Source organism: Pseudomonas sp. PAMC 26793 (assembly GCF_000313235.1).
GTDB classification, from domain to species: Bacteria; Pseudomonadota; Gammaproteobacteria; order Pseudomonadales; family Pseudomonadaceae; genus Aquipseudomonas; species Aquipseudomonas yamanorum.
This window is the reverse complement of the sequence record NZ_AMXG01000058.1, coordinates 132,722-156,524: the sequence shown is the minus strand read 5'-3', so window position 1 is coordinate 156,524 and position 23,803 is coordinate 132,722. Positions and strand designations below refer to the sequence as shown.

Here is a 23,803-nt window from a genome sequence, read left to right as displayed (position 1 = left end):
GGCTCATTGGCAAACCTGATGCTGACGATTGGTTTTCACTATCAACGGACGGTATTAATAGAAGAAACCTTAAATCACTCGAGGGATGCTCGGGTCATGCCGAGAAAGGGTGTCGCTTCAACATAGCGCATGGCCGATTTCATGTCTTTCCAGCCGACGTAAGTCATCAACGACTTCAAGTCCCAGCCGCTGCGGTGGGCCCAGGTGGCAAAGCCCCGGCGCAGGGAGTGGCTGGTGTATTGATCTGCTGCAATGCCGGCGCGCTCCAGGGCCTGGCGCAACAACGGGATCACGCTGTTGGGGTGCAAGCCCTCCTCACCCAGGTTGCCCCAGCGGTCTATGCCGCGAAATACCGGGCCACGCACCAGGGCTGAAGCGCTGAGCCACTCGCTGTAGGCCTGGACCGGGCACAGGCGCAGTAACGCCGGCGTCTGGTACGTGCGGCCCAGGTTCTCCCGATCGCTTTTACTGCGTGGCAAATACAGGGTGATGCCCAAGCCGGGCACTGCCTGCACATGCTCGATATTCAGACGGCACAGCTCGTCACTGCGAAAGCCGCGCCAGAAACCCAGCAGGATCAACGCGGCATCACGTTTAGCTCGCAGCCACCGCGGATGATCTTCGGCGCGTCGAGCATCGTTGCCTTCCTGCTCGAGAAACTGAATCACCTGTTCCAAGTGTTGGAGCTGCAATGGCTCCGCCTGTTTTTCCTGGGCCGGGTGCACGGCGCGAATCCCTTTCAGGACTTTACGCACCACCGGCGCCTTGGTCGGATCGGGAAAACCCTGGCTGGTATGCCACTGGGCCAGGGCCGACAACCGCACCTTCAACGTGTTGACCGACAACACGCCCGCATGGGCCACCAGGTAGCGCGCCACGCTGTCGCTGGTGGCCGGCAGGAACCCGCCCCAACTGACCTCGAAATGCTCGATTGCCGCTCGATAGCTGCGGCGGGTGTTATCGCGGGTGGCCGCATTCAGATAACGGTCCAGCTCACTCATACCTGTACTGCCATTGGGCGCTGTCCACTTCAAAACCTTGATCACACGGGATAATACGCCAATATCCCATCTGTTAAATCATCAATTTCGGCTTAAATATAATCATGATATAGTACGTATATACATACTACGTACCACATTACTAAATCGACGGAGACTCCATGGCTCGCGGCGGCATCAATAAAGCAGTAGTTCAAACGGCACGCCTGGCGATCCTCGCCCGCGGCGAAAACCCAAGCATCGATGCAGTACGCATCGAGATGGGCAATACCGGCTCGAAAACCACGATTCACCGCTATTTGAAGGAGCTGGACGAAAGCGAAACCCGCCAGACCATCACCGAAGCGCCCATCGACGACGAGCTGGGCGAACTGGTGGCACGATTGGCTCAGCGCCTGAAGGAGAAGGCCCAAGAGCCTATCGACCTGGCCCTGGCGCAGTTCCAGCAACAGAAAGCCGCCCTGCTCGCTCAGGTTGAAGAACTGGAAGCCGCCCACAGCCAGCTCAAGCAACAATTCGATATCCAGGCAGCCGCCCTGGCTGACGAAAGCGCGGCACTGCAAAGCACCCGCTCCAGCCTGCAAACCGAGCAAACCCGCAACGCCGGACTGAGCCAGGCGTGCAGTGATTACGAGTTGCGGATCAACGACAAGGACGAGCAAATTCGCTCATTGGAAGAGAAGCACCTGCACGCCCGGGATGCTCTTGAGCATTACCGCAACGCAATCAAGGATCAGCGTGAGCAGGAACAGCGTCGCCATGAGGGTCAGTTGCAGCAGGTACAGGCAGAACTACGTCAGGCTCAGCAGAGCGCGATGGTGCGCCAGGACGAGATCACCCAGTTGCATCGCGATAACGAGCGCCTGCTGATTGAACATCGAGTGACGGTGAAGGAATTGAGCGCACTGCAGGAACAGGCCCGCCAGGACCGCGATCAGCAGCGTCAGCTAAGCGAACAGGTGAACGTGATCGACAGCGAACGCACCCTGTTGCAGGAACGGTTGCGAGTTGCACTGCTGGAGAGTCAGGCGCGCCAGGAAGCGCTGGCCGAGCATCAGCAGACCAACAAAACCCTGGAGCTGGACCTGGTCAAAGCCCAGGCCAGCATCGAGGCGCTGCGCCTGGCGGCCGTCGTTGCGACGGCGCCAGAGGCAACTACCGAGGGCTGATTACTGCGCCACCGGCGTGCGCATGGTGACGAACTCTTCCGCCGCCGTCGGGTGCACGCCGATGGTTTCGTCAAAATGCTGCTTGGTCGCACCCGCCTTGAGTGCGATCGCCAGGCCCTGCACGATCTCCCCGGCGTCGGGGCCGACCATGTGGCAACCCAGGACCTTGTCGGTCTCGGCGTCCACCACCAGCTTCATCAGGGTCTTTTCCTGGCAGTCAGTCAGGGTCAGCTTCATCGGCCGGAAGCGGCTTTCAAAAACCTGCACCTTGTGACCGTCTGCACGGGCCTGCTCTTCGCTCAGGCCCACGGTGCCGATGTTCGGCAGGCTGAACACCGCCGTCGGGATCATCGCGTAATCCACCGGGCGATATTGCTCAGGCTTGAACAGGCGACGTGCCACGGCCATGCCTTCAGCCAGCGCCACCGGCGTCAGTTGCACGCGACCAATCACATCACCAATCGCCAGGATCGACGGCTCGGCAGTCTGGTACAGGTCATCCACCTCGACAAAGCCACGCTTGTCCAACTTGACGCCGGTGTTTTCCAGCCCCAGGTTATCGAGCATCGGGCGCCGGCCGGTGGCGTAGAACACACAATCGGCTTCCAGCACCCGGCCGTCTTTCAAGGTGGCCTTGAGGCTGCCGTCGGCCTGCTTCTCGATACGTTCGATGTCGGCATTGAAGTGGAGATCCAGACCACGCTTGGTCAGCTCTTCTTTCAAGTGTGTGCGCACAGAACCGTCAAAACCACGCAGGAACAGGTCGCCGCGATACAACAGCGAGGTCTGTGCACCCAAGCCATGGAAAATCCCGGCGAACTCGACCGCGATATAACCACCGCCGACCACCAGCACACGCTTGGGCAACTCTTTGAGGAAGAACGCCTCATTGGAGCCAATGGCGTGCTCGCGCCCCGGAATTTCCGGGATCTGCGGCCAGCCGCCCGTGGCCACCAGAATGTGCTTGGCGGTGAAGCGCTCACCATTGATTTCCACCTGGTGCGGGTCCACCAACCGCGCATGGCCTTCATGCAGGGTCACGCCGCTGTTGACCAGCAGGTTGCGGTAGATGCCATTGAGGCGGTTGATCTCGCGATCCTTGTTGGCGATCAGGGTCGCCCAATCGAAGTTTGCTTCACCCAGGGACCAGCCAAAACCGCTGGCCTGCTCGAAGTCTTCGGCGAAATGCGCGCCGTACACCAACAGTTTCTTCGGCACACAGCCCACGTTCACACAGGTACCGCCCAGGTAGCGGCTTTCAGCCACTGCCACCTTGGCGCCAAAACCTGCGGCGAATCGTGCAGCGCGCACACCGCCGGAACCGGCACCAATTACATAAAGGTCAAAATCGTAGGCCATTTCACTCTCCTCGGCAGGACAACAGCATACCTGCTTACATGGGGCCGAAAAACGAAAAAGCCACCCGAAGGTGGCTTTCCCAGATCAAGCAGGCAACCGTGAATCAGTAAGCCTTGCCAGTCTTGTAGAAGTGCTCGTAGCAGAAGTTGGTTGCTTCGATGTAGCCTTCAGCGCCACCGCAGTCAAAACGACGGCCCTTGAACTTGTAGGCAATCACGCAACCGTCTTTTGCCTGCTTCAGCAGGGCGTCGGTGATCTGGATCTCGCCACCCTTGCCCGGCTCGGTTTCTTCGATCAGCTTGAAGATGTCCGGAGTCAGGATATAGCGACCGATGATCGCCAGATTCGACGGAGCATCTTCCGGCGCTGGCTTTTCAACCATGTCGCGTACGCGGATCAGGCCATCGCCGATATCGTCGCCGGCGATCACGCCGTACTTGTTGGTTTCCTGAGGATCAACCTCTTGAACCGCGACGATGGTGCAACGGTACTTCTGGTACAGCTTGACCATCTGGGTCAGGACGCCGTCGCCTTCCAGGTTTACACACAGGTCATCCGCCAGTACCACGGCGAAAGGTTCGTCACCGATCAGCGGGCGACCGGTCAGGATTGCGTGACCCAGGCCTTTCATTTGGGTCTGACGGGTGTAGGAGAACGAGCACTCGTCGAGCAGTTTACGGATGCCGACCAGGTATTTTTCCTTGTCGGTGCCCTTGATCTGGTTTTCCAGCTCGTAGCTGATGTCGAAGTGGTCTTCCAGGGCGCGTTTGCCACGGCCGGTCACGATCGAAATTTCGTTCAGGCCGGCATCCAGTGCTTCTTCCACGCCGTACTGGATCAGTGGCTTGTTCACCACCGGCAGCATTTCTTTGGGCATGGCCTTGGTCGCTGGCAGGAAGCGAGTGCCGTAACCGGCTGCTGGGAACAAGCATTTCTTGATCATATGAGTCCTTACAAAGGGCTGTGCGTACGAAATTCGGCGCAGTCTAATCAGGCCGCAGTCACCTTACAATGGGTCCTGCTGGCGTTGCGATGTCAACATAGAGGAAAAATGTCGGCGTAAGTTCCGCCGGCATTCAATCCAGTACCTTCGCCGCTGTTAGAAATCGTCGACTTGTGCCCGTCATTCAAAGGGCTTAAACCTTTTTAGCACGCTTTATGGCGATCGGCACTGACCTGCAACATCTTGCGCCGCCCCGCGCCGTTTGGCGCTATCATTACCGCCTTGAACCAGACAACGAGATTGATAGATGTCAGAACCAAAAGGCGTGAACGGCTACCTGATCACCAAGCGAGCAGATGGCTGGCACTTGATCAACTTCCACGGCGACAGCGTTGCCGGGGCATTCGCGACCGAAGCTCAAGCCTGTGCCGTGGCCGAAGTGTTTGTGGATGAAGCGGGCCATGCGTCGAGCAAGCGCCCCAAAACCAAGTAACACCCGCAGAAACGCCAATCAAGCCTCGTTTATCGGGGCTTTTTTGTGTTTGTCTGTACCTTGATGGCGGTTCGCTATAATCTCGCCTGAAACGCCCCACGACAGTGTCAGCGCTTCCCTCCAACACCCTAATGACGACTCCTACATGAACAAGATCCTGGCACTGATTGCGGTACTGGCGCTTACCGGTGGCTGCACCACCACTTCCGACACCGTGCTGAAAAACGGCGAACAAGGGCTGGCCATCGATTGTTCCGGCGAAGCCAACTCCTGGGCCAGTTGCTATGAAAAGGCTGATGCGTCCTGTGCAGGGACCGGTTACCGGATTGTCGGCACCGAAGGCACACCGGCCCTGAAAGAAAGCGACAAGACCCTGGGCAAGGATGTCGGCAACTACAAGACCCGCAGCGTGACCGTGGTCTGCAAATAATTACATGTGAATTTCGGCGAATTTGATGCCCAGGCCGCGAATGGTCTCGATCAAGTCGTCCAGGCGAGAAAAGGATTCGACTTCGTCCTGGTCATCCACCAGGAAATAGCTGCGGCCGCCGCTCTTCTTGAAGAACACGATCCACTCGCCCGTATCCGCGGGATTTTGAATCACATGGGTCGCAGATATATGCCCCCCTGCATGCTGTTCTCTGACTTGCTCACGCTTCATGACTGAACTTCCGAAAAGACAATGCCGCTGATTCAGCGGCATTTTTTGTGGGTGACCGACAGTTTAACGGATGCCTTGGCCGATCAGTACGCCATCGACCGTCTGCCCGTAAAGATTGACGCCGTCATTGGCGTGGAACTTCAGCCGGGTTTTCTCCACGGAACCCTCCACCAGGCGCGGGTCCTGGGGGCGCTCGTGGCGGTTGACGTAAGCTGCGACGTCCCAGGCTTGCTGATCGGTCAGGCTGCCGCCCTTGCCCAGGGGCATGTTGTGCTTGATGAAGGACGCGGCGGTGTTGATCCGGTGCATCCCGGCGCCCCAGTTGTAGGAATCTTTACCCCAGAGCGGCGGCATTACGTAGCTGTCACCGACTTTCTGGCCCTGGCCTTCGGCGCCATGGCACACCGCGCATTGGCCCTTATAGACCTCCGCGCCCTGGGCCAGGTCGTAACCCTTGGCGGGTGTCGGCACGTCCGGATAACCACGCCCCGGCAACTCGACGCCCAACGGCGCCTTGCTCGACAGCCAATAGGCATACACTGACAGCGCAGTAATTTCCGGGCTGTCTGCGGCCGGTGGCGTGCCGCCATTCATGCTGAACTGGAAACAACCCTGCAAGCGCTCGGCGAAGGTGTTGACCTTGTCGTTCTTTTTTCGATACGCCGGGTACATCGGGTAGGCACCCCACAACGGCGCGGAATTGGCCAGGCGGCCCTGGTCCAGGTGGCAATTGCTGCAATTGAGGCCATTGCCGACAAATTGCGGCGCCAGGCGCTTGGTGTCGACAAACAGCGCGTATCCCTGTTTAACCAGCTTGCCGTAGGCGTTGTCCGGCAGCTCGCTCTCTTGGGGCGGCTGGAACTGCGCGGCAGCCGTCGAACGGGCGACTGGCTGCAACTGTGACTGGTCTTCCATGGCGATGGTGGCGGCATGGACAGGCACACTGGCGAGGATTGCCAATAATAAAAGCTTCATGGCCGGGCCTCCTGGCCGCTCAACGACGCAAAATAGGTGGCCACGGCCTGCACTTCTTCAGCGCTGAGGGATTTGGCGATATGGCCCATCAAATCGTTCGGATCGTTATGGCGCGTGCCACTGCGCCAGGCATTCAACTGCGCCGCCAGGTAGGCCGCGGATTGCCCGGCCAGGGGCGGAAATGCGTCGCCAACACCCACGCCGGCCGGCCCATGACAACTGACACACGCCGGAATCTGACGCTCCCACGCGCCTTGCAGGGCAATCTTTTGCGCAGCTTCGGTTGGCATCTCGCTGCGGTACACCGAAACGGCCACCGGCGCAGGCATTGCCGCCAGCTCCCGGGTCACGGCGTTGATTTCCTCTTGCGTCAGGGCGTTGGCCAGCGGCTGCATCACCGGGCTGTTACGGGCGCCGCTTTTAAAATCCTCCAGTTGCTTGCGCAAATACCCCGCCGGCAGCCCCGCTAAACGCGGAAAACCGGCCGCTGCCAGCCCCAGCCCATCAGCCCCGTGACAGGCCACGCACGGCGCAGCTCCTGGCTGCGAACCACCCTGCGTAAATACGTTTTGCCCCTCTAGCGCGTGGGCATTGCCCAACATCAGCAGCAGCGCGCTACCCAACAGAACTCGTTCCAGAGATATCATCACGACTCCATTTTTATAGTTATATGCTTAGGCGAATTAGGCATAAGCCTACAAATGGTAGGGTAATGATTCGATAGCCACAACACCCAGCACTGAAGGAAAACGGCGACTTACTGAAAATCCCACACAAAAAACCCGACACTGCACTGGCAGGTCGGGTTTCTTGATCGGATTCGAAAGTGGGCGGCTATAGACTCAGCCGGAAATGCAAGCCTCCCCTGCCGCCTTCACGTCACCCGGACGAATAGGCACATTGGACATGCTCTCGTAGAGTTTGATGCTGCTACCGCTGGAGCGCTCTTCAATTTCGAAAATGGCAGACGGATCAGCAGAAAACTTCTGCGGAACGATCACCTGAACGCCATCCTTGTGGGGCTCGATCTGCGATGGCCTACGGGTTTTCGACAGCTTCTGGACGATACACGCCGCGTATTCCTGTGGCTTTTTCCCGGAGATCACTGCCAGCGTCGGTGGGGTCTGCTTGATATCCGCCACCGAAGCACATCCACCCAACGCCAAGGCCAGAACCAACACACTCCACTTCATAAAAAACCTCCGATAAAGACCCTACGACAACGGGAAAGGTATTTTTCTCCCGTCAATGTAGGATTTATCCCTGATAACTCGGTAAATAACTGTTTTAAATTGTCGAACTCGTCGACGACGGTCCGATAATAAACGTGCTGGGGCTGATAAACTCCATCTTATCCTACGTATCGTTCTGATTTTTCAGAAAAAGCCCTTCTGGAGACACCTCATGAAATTCATCCACCAGCGCGAACACCTCAATGAAGGAGACATTGTCGTCATTGAATGTTCGCAAACGTGCAATATCCGCCTGATGAGCGACGCGAACTTTCGCAGCTTCAAGAACGGTGGCCGCCACACTTACCACGGCGGCGCGTTCGACAAATTCCCGGCAAAAATCACCGCGCCGAGCACCGGCTTCTGGAACATTACCCTGGACGTGGTGACCCGCCGCGCCATCAGCGTGACCAAAAAGCCGACCTTGTCCCACAAGATCCGCATCGTGCGTCGCACCAATTCGAAACTCAGCTGACAGGAATGCCCGTGACTACCACCAAATATGTGATCAAGTACAAACTCAACGGTGAGCGCCGCTTCGAATTCGCCCAGCTGCAAGCGGGCAGCATTGAGGAAGCCAAGGAAGCACTGGCAAAAATGCACGATGCCAGCGATGAAATCACCGATATCACTGTGAGCAAGGCCCTGTAATTCGAGCGCAAGCATCGGTGTGTCGTAACGCTGGCGACTTCCTGGACTGGCAGCCCTTATCCGCTGTACGCGGCACACCTTGGGAGTGTTTTTTCACGATGCGCAGTAAGACCGATCCTGGAGCAACCGCCAATTTATTCGCCGACGAGGCCTTGCAGCAGCCCCCGGGACGCGAGCAAATCGGTGAACAATCCTACGTCCTCAGGGGCTACGCCTTGCCCTGGGTCGAGGATTTGCTACCGGAACTGCGGCGCGTTTTGGCTCAATCGCCGTTCCGGCAAATGGTCACGCCGGGGGGCTTTACCATGTCGGCCGCCTTGAGCAGTTGCGGTGAGCTGGGATGGACAACCGATCCCACCGGTTATCGCTATTCCCCGATCGACCCCAATAACCAAAGACCCTGGCCAGCCCTGCCGGCCACATTGCGCGAACTGGCCGTGATGGCGGCGGCCGACGCGGGCTTCGATGACTTCGAGCCGGATGCCTGCCTGATCAACCGCTATGTGCCAGGCGCGAAAATGTCCCTGCATCAGGACAAGAACGAGCGCTGCTATGCCGCTCCAGTGGTCTCCGTGTCACTGGGTTTGCCGGCGATCTTTCTGTTCGGCGGCCATCAGCGGAGCGACAAGGCGCAAAAAGTCTCGCTGTTCCATGGCGATGTCGTGGTATGGGGCGGTGTGGATCGCCTGCGTTTTCACGGCGTGATGCCGATCAAGCCCGGCACTCATCCGGTCATGGGGCCGCAGCGCATCAACCTGACGTTTCGCACGGCCGGATGAATTTGACCGCAAGCATCGGAGTGATGGGAATGCCCCCGGGGACTAACCTGGCATTCTTCAACCAGGAGCCACCACCATGACCGCGCGCCACGCCACCGAACAAGACCCACGCTGGGCCGCCATCGTCGCCCGCGACGCCAAGGCCGACTTGACCTTCGTCTATGGCGTGAAAACCACCGGTGTGTACTGCCGCCCCAGCAGTTCCGCACGGCGGCCGCGCCCGGAGAACGTCGAGTTCTTCGATACTCCGCAACAGGCCGAAGCCGCGGGCTACCGCCCCAACAAACGTTCGTCGGGCGACCAGACCCAGGTGGCCGCACGCCATGCGCAACTGGTGGCAGCCGCCTGCCGGCACATCGAACAGGCCGAAACCCTGCCGGCCCTTGAAGACCTGGCCACCCTCGCCGGCTTGAGCCCGTTTCATTTCCATCGGGTGTTCAAGGCGTTGACCGGCCTCACACCCAAGCGCTACGCCAGTGCCCATCGCTCGCGCAAGGTCCGCGACGGGCTCAAGGACCAGCACTCGGTGACCGACGCGCTGTACGACGCCGGCTTCAACTCCAACAGCCGTTTTTATGAGGCCGCCGACCAGTTGCTCGGCATGAAGCCTGGCGACTACAAAGCCGGCGGCACCAACACAGACATTCGCTTTGCCGTCGGCCAATGCTCGTTGGGCGCAATTCTGGTGGCGCAGAGCAATCGCGGTGTGTGCGCGATCCTGCTGGGGGATGATCCGGACAAACTGGTGCGCGACCTGCAGGACCAGTTTCCCCGCGCCAATCTGTTGGGCGCCGATCACGATTTCGAACAATTGATCGCCCAAGTGGTGGGCTTTATCGAGGCGCCGGCCCTGGGCCTGGACTTGCCCCTGGATCTGCGCGGCACCGCGTTTCAGGAGCGGGTCTGGCAGGCCTTGCGAGAAATCCCGGTGGGGTGCACCGCCAGCTATGCAGAGATTGCCCAGCGTATCGGCGCCCCGACCGCCTATCGCGCCGTGGCCCAGGCGTGCGGTGCCAACAGCCTGGCCGTGGCGATTCCCTGCCATCGGGTGGTGCGCGCCGACGGTAATCTATCAGGCTACCGCTGGGGCGTTGAGCGCAAGCGGCAGTTGCTGGAGCGCGAAAGCCCGGCCGGTGCCTGACGACCGCTACAAGCGTTTGCGCTTGCGAAACTCGGCCACCTTGTGCCGGTTGCCACACAGCGCCATGCTGCACCAGCGGCGCTTGTGGCCCTTGGTCCGGTCGTAGAACCACAGCACGCACTCGGGGTGTTCGCAGGTGCGGATCAGGCCGAAATCCCCTTCCACCAGCAACATCGCCGCGGCTTCGGCGATCGGCGCCAGGAACTGCTCAGCGGTTTGCTGTTTGCGCTGGCGCTCCAGGCGCAACTCGCCCGGCGCCGGCCAAGCCAGCTGCGGATGGCTGGCGGCCTTGCGCAAAAATGCATTCAACGCAGCAGGATCACCCTGCTGGCCGGCCTTGCGTTGCTCCAGCAACAGCCGGATCACTTCCCGCAACCCCCGCGCCGCGCCCAGTAAAGCGCCCTCCTCGAATACCGGCACCGCGCCCTCTTCGCACCAGCCCAGTCGCACCAGCCAGCGTTCGACATCGGCGTCGCCTTGCCAGAATTCAACGGGCACACCGTCGACATTCGCCCGGGTGTTGAGCATGTCCAACACCGGATGGTCAGCCAGAACGTAGGGTTCCAGCGGGGATGGTGTGACGGCGATCATGGCGAATCCTCTTAAAGTCCGCGTCATCGTAACCGCTGATAACTCTTTTGGATAGTTACTAAACACATCGAAAAGTAACCTATAAAAATAATTTGACAGGTTACTTTTCCGAGCGCAGCCTGCAAAACCAGTAACCCAACAAATAAATTTATCCAGTTACAGAGGATTCCGATCATGTCGATTTCAACCCCCGTTGTGCGCTACCAGCATGTTGACGCCGATGGCGTGCGCGTGTTCTACCGCGAAGCCGGCGACCCGTCTGCGCCCGTGCTGTTACTGCTGCACGGTTTTCCCAGCTCGTCCCATATGTACCGTGACCTGATCCCGCTGCTCGCCACCCGCTACCGGGTCATCGCCCCCGACCTGCCCGGTTTCGGCTTCACCGAAGTCCCAGCCGAACACAATTACCACTACAGCTTCGACAACCTGGCGATGACCGTCGGCCATTTCGTCGACGCCCTGCAGCTCAGCCGTTACGCCCTTTACGTGTTCGACTATGGCGCGCCGGTAGGCCTGCGCCTGGCGGTGGCACACCCGGAACGGGTCAGTGCGCTGATATCGCAGAACGGCAATGCCTACCTGGAAGGTCTGGGTGACGCCTGGGACCCGATCCGGGCCTATTGGGCCGAGCCCAGCCCAGCCAATCGTGAGGTGATTCGCAATGCCGTCATCAGCCTGGAAGGTACGCGCTATCAATACCTGCACGGGGTACCGCAACCGGAGCTGGTTGCGCCTGAGTCCTACATGCTCGATGTGCTCCTGATGCAGCGTCCCGGCAACGACGAAATCCAGTTGGACCTGTTTCTCGACTATCGCAACAACCTGACGCTGTACCCGGCGTTCCAGGCATTTTTCAAGGCCACGCAAGTGCCGGCGCTGGTGATCTGGGGCCAGAACGATCCCTTCTTCATCCCACCGGGTGCCCATGCCTATCAAGGCGATAACGCCAACGCCGTGGTGGAATTGCTCGACACCGGCCACTTCGCCCTGGAAACCCACGCGGCGCATATCGCTCAGCGGATTCATGCGGTGCTGGGCGCAGCTATCAACTGATAGCCGCCCACGAAACCCTGGATTCGTCCAGTGAATAATACAGACTGGCCGGGTGCTGCATGGCCCTGCTAAAACGATGGAACAGCATTCCACCGTTGGAGAAGCGTCCCATGAGCACCTGGCCAGACACCCGAATTCTTGACCTGCTGGGCATTGAATTGCCGATCATCCAGGCGCCCATGGCGAATGCCACGAGCACCGCCATGGTGATTGCCGCCAACCAGGCCGGCGCCCTCGGTTCGATGCCGGCAGCAACGCTCAGCATCGAGCAACTGCACGAAGCACTCACCACCATTCGCCAGGCCAGTTCACGGCCGCTGAACGTGAATTTCTTCTGCCATCAGCCGCCGGCGCCGGACGCTGATCGCGACCTTCAGTGGAAGAACCTGCTGGAAACCTACTACCGCGAACTGGGCGCCGATTTCGATGCCCCGACGCCCGTCTCCAACCGCGCCCCCTTCAACGACGCCGCCTGCAAAGTGGTGGAAGAGTTCCGCCCGGAAGTCGTGAGTTTCCACTTCGGCCTGCCGGAAAAATCCCTGCTGGACCGGGTCAAGGCTACCGGGGCGAAAATACTGTCATCGGCTACTACGGTGGAAGAAGCCATTTGGCTGGAACAGCATGGCTGCGACGCAATCATCGCCATGGGCTACGAAGCCGGTGGCCATCGCGGGATGTTCCTCAACGAGGACCTGAATAGCCAGATCGGCACCCTGGCGTTGGTGCCACAGATCGTCGACGCCGTCAGCGTGCCGGTAATCGCGGCCGGCGGTATCGGCGATGCGCGGGGCATCGTCGCGGCCTTCGCCCTCGGCGCGTCGGCGGTACAGATCGGCACGGCGTACCTGTTTACCCCCGAAGCCACCGTCTCAAAGTCACACCACCACGCGTTGCGCAACGCCCAGGCCAGTGAAACCGCGCTGACCAACCTGTTCACCGGCCGGCCGGCGCGGGGCATCGTCAACCGGGTGATGCGTGAGTTGGGCGCGATCAACCCCACAGCACCTGCGTTTCCGTTGTCTGGCGGTGCATTGATGCCATTGAAAGCCAAGGATGAAGCCGGCTTCAGTAACTTGTGGGCGGGCCAGGCGCTGCGCCTTGGCAAGGACATCTCCACTTATGACCTGACGCTGGAGCTGGCCGCGCAAACCCTGGAAAAAATCGGCCGACGCTGAACCTGAACTCCCGAGACAACTTTGCACTGTACCGGCAGTGGCCAACCGCTATATATTCTCATACATAGCGATAGCCCCCTCTGCCTATAACAAGCCGCAAAGTCGGTAACCCCCAAGGAGCTTCTTGATGATGATTCGCGCCTCACGCCTGGCCCCCACGGCCCTCGCCACCCTGATCGCCGCGTTTGCCTTTTCCTCGGCGAATGCCGATGAAGTCCAGGTGGCCGTGGCCGCCAACTTTACCGCCCCGATCCAGGCAATTGCCGCCGACTTTGAAAAAGACACCGGCCACAAGCTGGTCGCCGCCTACGGTGCCACCGGCCAGTTCTACACCCAGATCAAGAACGGCGCGCCGTTTGAAGTGTTCCTCAGCGCCGACGACACCACCCCACAGAAACTCGAAGCCGAAGGCGACACCGTCAAAGGCTCGCGCTTTACCTACGCAGTAGGCACCCTGGCGCTGTGGTCCGCCAAGGAAGGCTACGTGGATGCCAAGGGCGAAGTGCTGAAGAAAAACCAATTCCAGCACCTGTCCATCGCCAACCCGAAAGCCGCGCCTTACGGCCTGGCCGCCACCCAGGTACTGGCGAAGGAAGGCCTGACCGAGAAGGTCAAGGACAAGATCGTCGAAGGCCAGAACATCACCCAGGCCTATCAGTTCGTGTCCACCGGCAATGCCGAGCTGGGTTTTGTAGCGCTGTCGCAGATCTACAAGGACGGCAAGGTCACCAGCGGTTCCGCCTGGATCGTGCCGTCGTCGATGCACGACCCGATCAAGCAGGATGCGGTAATCCTCAACAAGGGCAAGGACAGCGCCGCCGCCAAGGCCCTGGTTGAATACCTGAAAGGTCCGAAAGCCGCCGCCGTGATCAAGTCCTACGGGTACGAGCTGTAAATGCCGCTGTCGAGTGCCGATTTTTCCGCGATCTGGTTGACCCTGAAGTTGGCGTCACTGACCACGGTCATCCTGCTGATCATCGGCACTCCGATCGCTCTGTGGCTGTCGCGCACCCGTTCTTGGTGGCGCGGCCCCATCGGCGCGGTGGTGGCCTTGCCGCTGGTGTTGCCGCCCACCGTGATCGGCTTCTACCTGCTGCTGACCATGGGGCCCAACGGCTACTTCGGCCAGTTCACCCAATGGCTGGGCCTGGGCACTCTGACCTTCAGCTTCGCCGGGCTGGTGATTGGCTCGGTGATCTATTCCATGCCGTTTGTGGTGCAGCCGTTGCAAAACGCCTTCTCCGCCATCGGCACTCGACCGTTGGAAGTGGCCGCCACCTTGCGGGCCAATCCCTGGGACACTTTTTTCAGCGTGATCCTGCCCCTGGCGCGCCCGGGTTTTATCACCGCGTCGATTCTCGGCTTTGCCCACACCGTCGGTGAGTTCGGCGTAGTGCTGATGATCGGCGGCAATATTCCAGACAAGACCCGGGTAGTCTCCGTGCAGATCTACGACCACGTCGAATCTATGGAATATGCCCAGGCCCACTGGCTGGCCGGCTCGATGGTGGTGTTTTCTTTCCTGGTGTTGCTGGCGCTCTACTCCAGCCGTAAAACCAAAGCGGGCTGGAGCTGATGTCGATGATCGAGGTGCGCCTGCAACTGAAGTACTCCGGGTTTGCCTTGGACGTCGACCTGCAACTGCCCGGTCGCGGAGTGACGGCGCTGTACGGTCATTCCGGCTCCGGCAAGACCACCTGCCTGCGCTGCATCGCCGGGCTGGAACGGGCTGAAGAGGGCTTCGTGCAAATCAACGACGAAGTCTGGCAAGACAGCCGCAAAGGGATGTTTGTGCCACCCCACAAGCGCGCCCTGGGCTACGTGTTTCAAGAAGCCAGCCTGTTCCCGCATTTGTCGGTGCTGGCCAACCTGGAATTCGGCCTCAAGCGCATCCCGCGCCAGCAGCGGCGGGTGGAGATGGCCCATGCCACCGAGCTGCTGGGCATCGGCCACCTGCTGGACCGCCATCCGCAGCACCTTTCCGGCGGTGAACGCCAGCGCGTCGGCATCGCCCGCGCCCTGCTCACCAGCCCGAGCCTGTTGCTGATGGACGAACCATTGGCGGCGCTGGACAGCAAACGCAAAAGCGAAATCCTGCCGTACCTTGAACGTTTGCACGACGAGCTGGAGATCCCCGTGCTGTACGTCAGCCATGCCCAGGACGAAGTGGCCCGCCTGGCTGATCACATCGTGTTGCTCAGCGACGGCAAGGCCCTGGCCAGCGGCCCCATCGGCGAAACCCTGGCTCGGCTCGACCTGCCCATGGCCTTGGGCGACGATGCCGGCGTGGTGATCAACGGTACGGTCTGCGCCTACGATGAGCATTACCAGTTGCTGACCCTGCAACTGCCCGCGAGCCAATTGCAGATGCGCGTGGCCCATGCACCGCTGGCGCTGGGCAAACCGTTGCGCTTCAAGATCCAGGCGCGGGACGTCAGCCTCAGCCTGCAGGCCGAGGAACACAGCAGCATTCTCAATCGCCTGCCGGTGACGGTGACCCAGGAGATTCCTGCGGACAACGCAGCCCATGTGCTGGTGAGCCTGGATGCGGCCGGCACGCCGCTGCTGGCGCGCATCACCCGCTACTCACGGGACCAGTTGCAACTGCATCCCGGCCAGACGTTGTGGGCGCAGATCAAGGCGGTGGCGGTACTGGCCTGACAGCCCGACACCCCGTCCCGTAGCAGCTGTCGAGCCCCAGCGAGGCTGCGTCAGGCGCGCCTCGGTTCAGCGCCTGGCTGGTTAATGGAGGTGCTGCTAATGCAGCCTCGCTGGTGCTCGACAGCTGCTACGGGGGAGCAAACTTGTTGGCACGACCGCAAAACCCTGCGGTCAATCAGAAATACCTGCCAAGGAATTTGCGCCATGCCCGATCCTGCGTTGCTTGCCGACTTGCCCCGCGACCTGCATTACGTTGACGACACCCAACCCGGGATCTCCCGGAAAAAGCTGCGGGGCAAGTTCCAGTACTTCAAGGCCGACGGCACCCGCATAACCGATGCCGACGAAATCAAACGCATCAACGCCCTCGCGGTGCCGCCGGCCTACACCGATGTGTGGATCTGCGCCGACCCGCGCGGCCACCTGCAAGCGACCGGCCGTGATGCCCGGGGGCGCAAGCAATACCGCTATCACCCGCGCTGGCGGGAAGTGCGTGACACCGATAAATATTCCCGTCTGCAACAGTTCGGCAGCGCGCTGCCCAAATTGCGCAAGCAGTTGGAAGCGCAGATCGCGGCGCCCGGGTTCAATCGTGAGAAGGTCCTGGCCACGGTGGTGATGCTGCTCGACGCCACCCTGATCCGCGTCGGCAACACTCAGTACGCTCGGGACAATCGTTCCTACGGCCTGACCACCCTGCGCACCCGCCATGTGGACATCAAGGGCAGCGAGATCCTGTTCCAGTTTCGCGGCAAGAGCGGCATCGAGCACCAGATCACCGTCAAGGACCGCCGCCTGGCCACGGTGATCAAGCGTTGCCTGGAGTTGCCGGGGCAGAACCTGTTCCAGTACCTGGACGAGAACGGCGAGCGCCATACGGTCAGCTCCACCGACGTGAATGCCTACCTGCAGACCCTGACGGGTGCGGATTTTACCGCCAAGGATTACCGCACCTGGGCCGGCAGTGCTCTGGCGTTGGCGGTATTGCGTGAGCTTGAATGGCAGCCGGAGTCCGACGCCAAGAAGCATGTGGTGGAGATGGTCAAGAATGTCGCCAAGCAACTGGGCAACACCCCGGCGGTGTGCCGCAAGTGCTATATCCACCCGGCCGTGCTGGAGCATTTCAGCCTGGGCGAGCTGGCAAAGCTGCCCAAGCCAAGGGTGCGCAAAGGCCTGAAAGCCGAGGAAGTGGGGTTGGCGATGTTTCTGGAGCAACTGGCCGAACGCTTGTAGGGAAAATCCAAAGTGCGTTACCCTGCCCGTCCTTTCTGATCCCGGGATGACCGCTGACGTGAACAACTAAGCCTTCCAACATGTAAACGCAACGAGCCGCCTGACGCGCTTGTTGGCTTGTGCCACATTGTTTTGGAGGTGCTGATGACTGACGTCAAACGGCTGCCTGTACTCGTTTCCCTGCAACACGTGTGTTTCCAATTCGCCAATGGCGAAACCCTGCTGGACGACCTGAACCTGTCTTTTGATCGCACCTCCACCGGTATTGTGGGGCGTAATGGCGCGGGCAAAAGTGTGCTCGCCAAACTGATTGCCGGCCGGCTGGCGCCCTCCTCCGGCACGCTTGAGACCTGCGCCAGGCTGGCTTATGTCCCGCAGACGTTGAGCCTTTTTCCCGGCCAAACGGTCGCACAAACCACCGGGACCGCCGAGGTACTCTCCGCCCTGGATCGCCTGGCCCGTGGTGAAGCCCACGCCGATGACCTCGAACTGATCGATGACCGCTGGGACCTGGCCGAGCGCCTGCGCAAGGCGCTGGACGAGGCGGGCTTGCAGCAGGTCGGTTTCAAGGATCGCGCCGACCCGTTGAGTGGCGGCCAACTGGCGCGCCTGGCGGTAATCGGCGCACTGTTAGCCAACCCGCAACTGCTGATTCTCGATGAGCCCACCAATCACCTGGACAGCCAAGGCCGCGAGTGGCTGCTGGGCATTCTGGCTGACTGGCGTGGCGGGTTGATCGTGGTCAGCCATGACCGGCAACTGCTCAACTGCATGCAGCGAATCGTCGAGCTGTCACCGTTGGGCATCCAGGTCTACGGCGGTAACTACGCCGCTTTTCACGCCCAACGCGAGACCGAACAACACGCCGCCCAAGCGACGCTCGATCACGCCCGTCTGGAGCGCAGCCGTGAAAGCAAGCGCCTGAAGCAAAGCAACGATGACATCCAGCGCCATGCCGCGCGCTCGCGCAAGCACGCCGAAACGGCGAACGTCGACCGCTTCACCAAGGCCCGCTGGAAAGGCGCCGCGACCGAAATCGTCAGCACCGTGCGCAGTGCTCACCAGCAACACAAGGACGAGTTGGATGAGCGCGTGCGCAAAGCCTACGAACAGGTGGTGGATGAAACACCAACGCTGCTGGCGTTGCCCGGCACGGCAGTGCCCTGCGGTCGCCAGGTGTTGAGCCTGGAGCATACGCAGTTGCCCTGGCTGGATCCGCAGCAACCCAGTACTTTCCTCAGTGCCACCCTGATGGGCCCCATGCGAGTGGCAGTCCACGGGCCGAACGGTTGCGGCAAATCCACCTTGCTCAAGCTGCTGGCGGGTCAGTTGCAGCCGGTCAGCGGCGAGTGCACGGTGCATGTGCCGGCGGCCTATATCGATCAACATCTGGCGCTGCTGGACGACCAGCGCTCGATCGTCCAACAGTTCAATCTGCTCGACACCCCGCTGGCCGAGGGCGAACTGCGCACGCGCCTGGCCTTGCTGCAACTGGATGCCTTGCGGGTCACGCAACCCGTGGCGCGGCTCAGTGGCGGCGAACGCCTGAAGGCGGCCATGGCGATTGCCTTGTGGCGCAAAACGCCGGCGCAGTTGTTGCTGCTGGACGAACCGACCAACCATCTGGACATGCAGTCGGTGATCGCATTTGAGGAGGCATTGCAGGGGTTTACCGGGGCGATGATTGCGGTGTCCCATGACGCGGCATTTCTTGATGCACTCAAGCCCAGCCACACCCTGACATGGCACGCGAAGGGCTGGCGCCTGGAATCGGTGTGAAAGGTCTGCGCCAGGTCATTGCAGCCGAACGCAAAGCGTCCTACGGTAGTGGCCGGATAATCTCACCGCGGAACACGGCCCCATGCTGCCTTCATCCTTGAAGCCCTACACCAATGCCGCCTTATTGCATCGCCACAAATGGCGCGGGCGTGTCGGACTGATGCTGGTGGCCAGCCTTTCCGTGCTGGCGGGCATGACCGACGCCATTGGTTTCATGGCCAGCGGGGATTTTGTCTCGTTCATGAGCGGCAACACCACGCGCCTCGCCGTGGCGATCAGCGAAGGCGACCTGGGCCTCTCCGCGCGCCTGACGCTGTTGGTGGCGACGTTTATCGCCGGGAATGCGTTGGGCGTGATGGTCAGCCGCATCAGCCGGCGCCATGCCCTGCCTTTGTTGCTGTGCATCGCGACCCTGCTGTGCGGGGCCGCCGCCTGGCCGTTCGACGATCTACTGCCGGCATTGCTGGCGGCGATCATCGCCATGGGCATGCTGAATGCCGCCGTCGAAGAGGTAAACGGATTGCCGGTGGGGCTTACTTATGTCACAGGTGCGCTGTCGCGATTTGGTCGCGGGCTGGGCCGCTGGATGCTCGGTGAACGCCGCAATGGCTGGCGCGTGCAGCTGATCCCCTGGGCCGGGATGTTTGCCGGTGCGGTGATCGGTGCATTGCTGGAACATCAGATGGGGATTCGTGCGCTGCTGGTCAGCGGGGTGCTGTCGGCGCTGTTGGGGCTGGTGTCGCTGAAGATTCCCCGGCGCTGGCACCTGGGGTATATGCCACGCTAGAAAAGAGTTGCCCGCCCAACGTTCCGGCCTCGACGTCCATGTGCCGGTAAAGAGCCGTCACGCCGGGCGAGCGGGAAAATACTAAAACAATGCCCGCGAAGCTGTCCGCAGGGCATTTCTGAATTTTTCTAACGCAACCGATTACAGACACGTCGCCAGTGCGGCGAGACGACGCTTGGCCGGGTAGTCATCCTGGGCAGCATAATAGTTGACGCTGGCACCCGCGCCAGCGCTGCGCACGTCGACAAAGTAATCACCCGCCGTGGTGTAGATGGTGAAGCCACCGGCCTGTGCAGGCTCCATAAAGCCACCGGCGTCCACGCCGAATACCGCTTCGTCCTGCCAGCCGAACTGGATGCATTGGGCAACCACCAACGGTGCCTTGTCCGAGGCCAGGGTTTTATAGGGCGTACCGGTACGCGCCTCTTTCATCTTCGAGCCCGCGCAACCGGCCAGCGATGCCAGTACCAAAGCGCCAATTACCACCATCCGCATACCGAAGCTTCCTTGGAAAAAACGCGACTGTACCATTAGCAGGCGACACCGAATGATAATTGCGTCACCCTGCCGCCTACTTACGAACCCGCTTTTACCCGGACCCCCCATGACACCCAACGCCGAGCGCTACAACCCCTCCACCGACTACGCCGACAAGCTGATCAGCCGCATCGGCCAAACGCCTTCGTGGATCGCCAAACGCATCGGGGTGACCGACAAGCGCATCCGCTACATCCTGGATGGCGAACGCACCGTCAAGGGCGAAAGCACCCCGATCCAGATGACCTACACCGAGCAGTTTGCCCTGGAATGCCTGGCGGCCGAGGCCAAAGCCAACAAGAAGCCCGCCAGCCCGGTTGCTGAATAGCTGACAGATTCATGAACTTTTTTTCACTGTGAGGGGAGACCTTGCCGCCTATAGTCGGCAGGCTCATTTTTAAGAAGTCTCCCTTCCAGCCTGCCCTCCCGCAGGCTTTTTTTTGCCTGTATTTCAGAGCAGCCAGCGGAACAGATAGAACAGCGCCATGCTCAACAACACGGTGATCAGCACGCTGCGGGTCCAGAACATCAACGCCACGGCGCACACCCCGGCCAGCAGGTAAGGGTTGCCCAGGCTCAGGTTGAGCGTGTGGTCGGCCAGGAAAATGATCGGGCCGCAGATGGCGGTGAGCATCCCCGGCACGGCAAACCCGAGAAACTCCCGCGCTCCGCGATTGAGGCGCACCGGCAAACGCGGTTCGATGAACAGGTAGCGGTTGAGAAACACGATCAAACCCATGCCAAAAATCATCACGAAGATCATGGTTGCCCTACTCCCAGCCGCTTGCAGGCAAACCCCGCGCTCATCCCCAGCACACCGGACACCACCACGGCCGACTCCCAATGCAGGTAGCTCAGCCATACCGAGCACAGCAACGACACGGCGACGCAGACGATGGTTGGCACGTCGCGCACCACGGGGGTGATCAAAGCGATAAAGGTCGCGGCAATCGAGAACTCCAGGCCCAACTGATCCAGCCCGGGAATGCTTTTACCAAGCACGATGCCGGCGAAGGTGAACAGGTTCCAGATGATATAGAACGTCAGGCCGACGCCTAGGGCGTACCAGCGGTTGAAGGTCTGGCGGTCATACTGGCTGACCAGGGCGAAGAATTCATCGGTCAGCAAAAAGCCCAGGCTCATGCGCCACCTGGGTTTGAGCGGCGACAGCGTGGGGCGCATGTGCATGCCATAGAGCAAATGCTGTGAGGTCAGCAGCAAGGTGGTCAGCAGGATCGAAATCAGGCTGGCGCCGCTCTTGACCATACCGATGGCCACCAGTTGGGCGGCACCGGCAAACACAATGGTCGACAGCCCTTGGGCTTCCAGCGGGGTGAATTGGGCATCAATTGCGGTGGAACCGGCCAGCAATCCCCAGGGCGCACAGGCCAGGGACAACGGGATGATCGCAATCGCGCCACGGGAAAAGGCGTTTAGAGGCAGGGCGTCAGGCATACACAACAGGCTCATCGACAGTCAGTCGACAAGCATGCCAGCGGTATCAGGGATTGTCTTGAACGATCGTGCTCAGGCCAGTTTGACCGACACCCGCTCCACCGCATCCCGGGCTTCGCGCAGTTCGTGGGCGTCCTGGTTGAGCCGGTGGATGGTATTGAGCAGGCGCTGGCGCAGCACTTCATCGCTGAGCTTTTCGACGGCGCGCATCAGGTCAAAGGCCGCGGTTTCGTTATTGTCCGCGACGGAATCCAGGGTCTTGCGCAGGTTGCGAGTGGCACGGGTCACACGTTTTCTTCCTTCATCACCAATGGGCAGGCACTTTAGGACATTTGTGTTTCAGTTTAATTTCAACCACTTGTCGTCGATTGCCGGGCCATTGACGTAGATCAATCGAAACAAGATTTGACCAAAACATCTGGACATCCGTATATTCGTATTTCCATATGTTTCAAGGCGCTGACCATGTCAGATCTTTTCTCCCCGCCCAACGTCTTCAAGTGCCTGGCCGACGCCACCCGAGCTCGGGTGACGCTGTTAATCCTGCGCGAAGGCGAACTTTGCGTGTGCGAATTGATCCATGCTCTGGATGACAGCCAGCCGAAAATATCCCGCCACCTGGCGCAGCTGCGCAGTTGCGGGTTACTGCTGGACCGTCGCCAGGGCCAGTGGATTTATTACCGCCTCAATCCTGTATTACCTGAGTGGGTGACGGCGGTGCTCGACGTCACCCTGCAAGCCAACCAAGCCTGGTTAAACACAGACGCCCAGCGTCTGGACACCATGGGCGACCGACCACAACGGGCCAGCGCCTGCTGCTGATCCTGCGGAGAGCTTTTCATGCTTGTTGCCGTTGCTATCTTTCTGTTCACCATCATCCTGGTCATCTGGCAGCCCAAGGGCCTGGGCGTCGGCTGGAGCGCCACCATGGGCGCGATCCTGGCGCTGGCGTGTGGCGTTATCAGCCTGGCGGATATTCCGGTGGTGTGGCACATCATCTGGAACGCCACCGGGACGTTCGTTGCGCTGATCGTCATCAGCCTGCTGCTGGATGAGGCAGGCTTTTTTGCCTGGGCCGCCTTGCATGTGGCACGTTGGGGCCGTGGACGCGGTCGGCGGTTGTTCGCGTATATGGTGCTGCTGGGCGCGCTGGTGTCGGCGTTGTTCGCCAACGACGGCGCGGCGCTGATCCTCACGCCCATCGTGATGTCGATGCTGTTGGCGTTGCGCTTCTCTCCGGCGGCGACCCTGGCGTTCGTCATGGGCGCCGGGTTTATCGCCGACACCGCGAGCCTGCCACTGGTGGTCTCCAACCTGGTGAATATCGTATCGGCCGACTACTTCAAGATCGGCTTCAACGAATACGCCGCCGTGATGGTGCCGGTGAACCTGGTGAGCGTCGCCGCGACCCTCGCGGTATTGATGTGGTTTTTCCGCCGCGATATTCCGCAAACTTACGACCCGGCAGACCTCGACGATCCCGCCAGTGCGATCCACGACCGTGCGACGTTTCTCGCCGGCTGGTGGGTACTGGGCATTCTGCTGGTGGGCTGTTTTGCCCTGGAACCGCTGGGCATTCCCATCAGCGCGATCTCCGCCGCCTGCGCCACCTTGCTGCTGGTGATCGCCGCCAAGGGCCACAAGATTTCCACCCGCAAGGTGCTGAAGGAAGCGCCCTGGCAGATCGTGATCTTTTCCCTGGGCATGTACCTGGTGGTCTACGGCCTGCGTAACGCCGGGCTGACCAACTACCTCGCGACCTGGCTCGACACCTTCGCTGGTTACGGCGTGTGGGGCGCGGCATTGGGCACTGGCGTGCTGACCGCCCTGCTGTCTTCGGCGATGAACAACCTGCCGACCGTGCTGATCGGCGCGCTCTCCATCGAGGCCAGCCACGCCGTGGGCGTGGTGAAGGACGCGATGATCTACGCCAACGTGATCGGCAGCGATCTCGGCCCGAAAATCACCCCCATCGGTAGCCTGGCCACCTTGCTCTGGCTGCACATCCTGGCGCGCAAAGGCATCAGCATCACCTGGGGTTACTACTTCAAGGTCGGGATCGTGCTGACCTTGCCGGTGCTGTTGATCACCCTCGCCGCCCTCGCCCTGCGCCTGAGTTTCTGACGGA

30 protein-coding genes are annotated in these 23,803 nt (G+C 60.5%); 18 read left to right on the top strand and 12 right to left on the bottom strand.

From position 1 onward, the window contains the following. Positions 1–74: 74 nt before the first annotated feature. On the bottom strand, positions 75–1,001 hold the full coding sequence (locus tag D109_RS0131245) for a site-specific integrase (protein WP_017480380.1): 927 nt from the start codon (positions 999–1,001) through the stop codon (positions 75–77). A gap of 161 nt (positions 1,002–1,162) precedes the next feature. Between D109_RS0131245 and D109_RS0131240 the strand changes: the two genes are divergently transcribed. After that, positions 1,163–2,170 carry a DNA-binding protein gene (locus tag D109_RS0131240; protein ID WP_017480379.1) on the top strand — a complete coding sequence of 336 codons (1,008 nt, stop codon included), beginning with the start codon at positions 1,163–1,165 and terminating at the stop codon, positions 2,168–2,170. Here D109_RS0131240 and gorA read toward each other — a convergent pair whose 3' ends face one another. Both gorA and galU read right to left on the bottom strand, forming a co-directional pair. Then, positions 2,171–3,529, bottom strand: a complete 1,359-nt coding sequence (gene gorA, locus D109_RS0131235; protein ID WP_017480378.1) for a glutathione-disulfide reductase — start codon at positions 3,527–3,529, stop codon at positions 2,171–2,173. A gap of 103 nt (positions 3,530–3,632) precedes the next feature. Next, positions 3,633–4,472, bottom strand: a complete 840-nt coding sequence (gene galU, locus D109_RS0131230) for a UTP--glucose-1-phosphate uridylyltransferase GalU (RefSeq protein WP_003212579.1) — start codon at positions 4,470–4,472, stop codon at positions 3,633–3,635. A 307-nt stretch (positions 4,473–4,779) separates the two neighbouring features. On the opposite strand from galU, the gene D109_RS0131225 reads away from it, so the two are divergent. Beyond that, entirely contained in the window at positions 4,780–4,965 is a 186-nt protein-coding gene (locus D109_RS0131225) for a hypothetical protein (RefSeq protein WP_003212580.1), read from the top strand. Between the two features lie 145 nt (positions 4,966–5,110). Next, on the top strand, positions 5,111–5,395 hold the full coding sequence (locus D109_RS0131220; RefSeq protein WP_003212581.1) for a hypothetical protein: 285 nt from the start codon (positions 5,111–5,113) through the stop codon (positions 5,393–5,395). Here the strand turns inward: D109_RS0131220 and D109_RS0131215 are convergent, their stop codons facing one another. The 4 genes from D109_RS0131215 to D109_RS0131200 form a co-directional block, all read right to left on the bottom strand. Next, on the bottom strand, positions 5,396–5,626 hold the full coding sequence (locus D109_RS0131215) for a hypothetical protein (protein WP_003212582.1): 231 nt from the start codon (positions 5,624–5,626) through the stop codon (positions 5,396–5,398). A 63-nt stretch (positions 5,627–5,689) separates the two neighbouring features. Then, positions 5,690–6,601 (bottom strand): c-type cytochrome, encoded by a 912-nt coding sequence (locus D109_RS0131210; protein ID WP_017480377.1) that lies wholly within the window; start codon positions 6,599–6,601, stop codon positions 5,690–5,692. Beyond that, positions 6,598–7,248 (bottom strand): c-type cytochrome, encoded by a 651-nt coding sequence (locus D109_RS0131205; protein WP_026078341.1) that lies wholly within the window; start codon positions 7,246–7,248, stop codon positions 6,598–6,600. The genes D109_RS0131210 and D109_RS0131205 overlap by 4 nt, the downstream gene beginning before the upstream one ends. 195 nt (positions 7,249–7,443) lie before the next feature. Continuing rightward, on the bottom strand, positions 7,444–7,794 hold the full coding sequence (locus tag D109_RS0131200) for a hypothetical protein (protein WP_017480375.1): 351 nt from the start codon (positions 7,792–7,794) through the stop codon (positions 7,444–7,446). Between the two features lie 211 nt (positions 7,795–8,005). Between D109_RS0131200 and D109_RS0131195 the strand changes: the two genes are divergently transcribed. The 4 genes from D109_RS0131195 (at position 8,006) to ada (ending at position 10,404) form a co-directional block, all read left to right on the top strand. Beyond that, positions 8,006–8,308, top strand: coding sequence for a DUF1883 domain-containing protein (locus D109_RS0131195; RefSeq protein WP_003212586.1), 303 nt, complete (start codon positions 8,006–8,008; stop codon positions 8,306–8,308). Between the two features lie 11 nt (positions 8,309–8,319). After that, positions 8,320–8,484, top strand: a complete 165-nt coding sequence (locus D109_RS1000000134710; RefSeq protein WP_017480374.1) for a hypothetical protein — start codon at positions 8,320–8,322, stop codon at positions 8,482–8,484. A 98-nt stretch (positions 8,485–8,582) separates the two neighbouring features. Next, on the top strand, positions 8,583–9,263 hold the full coding sequence (alkB, locus tag D109_RS0131185) for a DNA oxidative demethylase AlkB (protein WP_017480373.1): 681 nt from the start codon (positions 8,583–8,585) through the stop codon (positions 9,261–9,263). A gap of 76 nt (positions 9,264–9,339) precedes the next feature. After that, positions 9,340–10,404 (top strand): bifunctional DNA-binding transcriptional regulator/O6-methylguanine-DNA methyltransferase Ada, encoded by a 1,065-nt coding sequence (gene ada / locus D109_RS0131180; protein WP_017480372.1) that lies wholly within the window; start codon positions 9,340–9,342, stop codon positions 10,402–10,404. Between the two features lie 6 nt (positions 10,405–10,410). On the opposite strand, the gene D109_RS0131175 is transcribed toward ada, so the two are convergent. Next, a complete protein-coding gene (locus tag D109_RS0131175; RefSeq protein ID WP_017480371.1) occupies positions 10,411–10,995 on the bottom strand; it encodes an ABATE domain-containing protein in 585 nt (194 codons plus the stop codon). 174 nt (positions 10,996–11,169) lie between these two features. Between D109_RS0131175 and D109_RS0131170 the strand changes: the two genes are divergently transcribed. The 8 genes from D109_RS0131170 to D109_RS0131135 all read left to right on the top strand — a co-directional run bounded on the left by D109_RS0131170 (position 11,170) and on the right by D109_RS0131135 (position 19,683). Next, on the top strand, positions 11,170–12,048 hold the full coding sequence (locus tag D109_RS0131170; protein ID WP_017480370.1) for an alpha/beta fold hydrolase: 879 nt from the start codon (positions 11,170–11,172) through the stop codon (positions 12,046–12,048). A 110-nt stretch (positions 12,049–12,158) separates the two neighbouring features. After that, a complete protein-coding gene (locus D109_RS0131165) occupies positions 12,159–13,223 on the top strand; it encodes a nitronate monooxygenase family protein (RefSeq protein WP_017480369.1) in 1,065 nt (354 codons plus the stop codon). Positions 13,224–13,350: 127 nt separating this feature from the next. Further along, a complete protein-coding gene (gene modA / locus D109_RS0131160; RefSeq protein ID WP_017480368.1) occupies positions 13,351–14,118 on the top strand; it encodes a molybdate ABC transporter substrate-binding protein in 768 nt (255 codons plus the stop codon). After that, on the top strand, positions 14,119–14,799 hold the full coding sequence (gene modB, locus D109_RS0131155; RefSeq protein WP_017480367.1) for a molybdate ABC transporter permease subunit: 681 nt from the start codon (positions 14,119–14,121) through the stop codon (positions 14,797–14,799). A gap of 5 nt (positions 14,800–14,804) precedes the next feature. Next, a complete protein-coding gene (gene modC / locus D109_RS0131150; RefSeq protein ID WP_026078340.1) occupies positions 14,805–15,884 on the top strand; it encodes a molybdenum ABC transporter ATP-binding protein in 1,080 nt (359 codons plus the stop codon). Positions 15,885–16,088: 204 nt separating this feature from the next. Then, complete coding sequence (locus tag D109_RS0131145; RefSeq protein ID WP_017480365.1) at positions 16,089–17,117, top strand: DNA topoisomerase IB; 1,029 nt, start codon at positions 16,089–16,091, stop codon at positions 17,115–17,117. A gap of 144 nt (positions 17,118–17,261) precedes the next feature. After that, the gene (locus tag D109_RS0131140; protein WP_017480364.1) at positions 17,262–18,896 is read left to right on the top strand and encodes an ABC-F family ATP-binding cassette domain-containing protein; all 1,635 of its coding nucleotides are present in this window, start codon (positions 17,262–17,264) and stop codon (positions 18,894–18,896) included. Positions 18,897–18,978: 82 nt separating this feature from the next. Continuing rightward, positions 18,979–19,683, top strand: a complete 705-nt coding sequence (locus D109_RS0131135) for a YoaK family protein (RefSeq protein ID WP_017480363.1) — start codon at positions 18,979–18,981, stop codon at positions 19,681–19,683. A gap of 141 nt (positions 19,684–19,824) precedes the next feature. Here D109_RS0131135 and D109_RS0131130 read toward each other — a convergent pair whose 3' ends face one another. Next, entirely contained in the window at positions 19,825–20,178 is a 354-nt protein-coding gene (locus D109_RS0131130; protein ID WP_003212599.1) for a hypothetical protein, read from the bottom strand. Positions 20,179–20,287: 109 nt separating this feature from the next. Between D109_RS0131130 and D109_RS0131125 the strand changes: the two genes are divergently transcribed. Continuing rightward, positions 20,288–20,548, top strand: a complete 261-nt coding sequence (locus D109_RS0131125) for a hypothetical protein (protein WP_017480362.1) — start codon at positions 20,288–20,290, stop codon at positions 20,546–20,548. Between the two features lie 123 nt (positions 20,549–20,671). Here D109_RS0131125 and D109_RS0131120 read toward each other — a convergent pair whose 3' ends face one another. The 3 genes from D109_RS0131120 to D109_RS0131110 form a co-directional block, all read right to left on the bottom strand. After that, on the bottom strand, positions 20,672–20,983 hold the full coding sequence (locus D109_RS0131120) for an AzlD domain-containing protein (RefSeq protein ID WP_017480361.1): 312 nt from the start codon (positions 20,981–20,983) through the stop codon (positions 20,672–20,674). Continuing rightward, positions 20,980–21,675 carry an AzlC family ABC transporter permease gene (locus D109_RS0131115; RefSeq protein WP_017480360.1) on the bottom strand — a complete coding sequence of 232 codons (696 nt, stop codon included), beginning with the start codon at positions 21,673–21,675 and terminating at the stop codon, positions 20,980–20,982. Before D109_RS0131115 ends, D109_RS0131120 begins: the two co-directional genes overlap by 4 nt. 72 nt (positions 21,676–21,747) lie before the next feature. Continuing rightward, positions 21,748–21,963 (bottom strand): hypothetical protein, encoded by a 216-nt coding sequence (locus tag D109_RS0131110; protein ID WP_003212603.1) that lies wholly within the window; start codon positions 21,961–21,963, stop codon positions 21,748–21,750. 177 nt (positions 21,964–22,140) lie between these two features. Here D109_RS0131110 and D109_RS0131105 point away from each other — a divergent pair, with 177 nt between their 5' ends. Beyond that, the gene (locus tag D109_RS0131105; protein WP_017480359.1) at positions 22,141–22,497 is read left to right on the top strand and encodes a metalloregulator ArsR/SmtB family transcription factor; all 357 of its coding nucleotides are present in this window, start codon (positions 22,141–22,143) and stop codon (positions 22,495–22,497) included. A gap of 18 nt (positions 22,498–22,515) precedes the next feature. Continuing rightward, positions 22,516–23,799 (top strand): arsenic transporter, encoded by a 1,284-nt coding sequence (locus tag D109_RS0131100; protein ID WP_017480358.1) that lies wholly within the window; start codon positions 22,516–22,518, stop codon positions 23,797–23,799. Positions 23,800–23,803 lie beyond the last annotated feature (4 nt).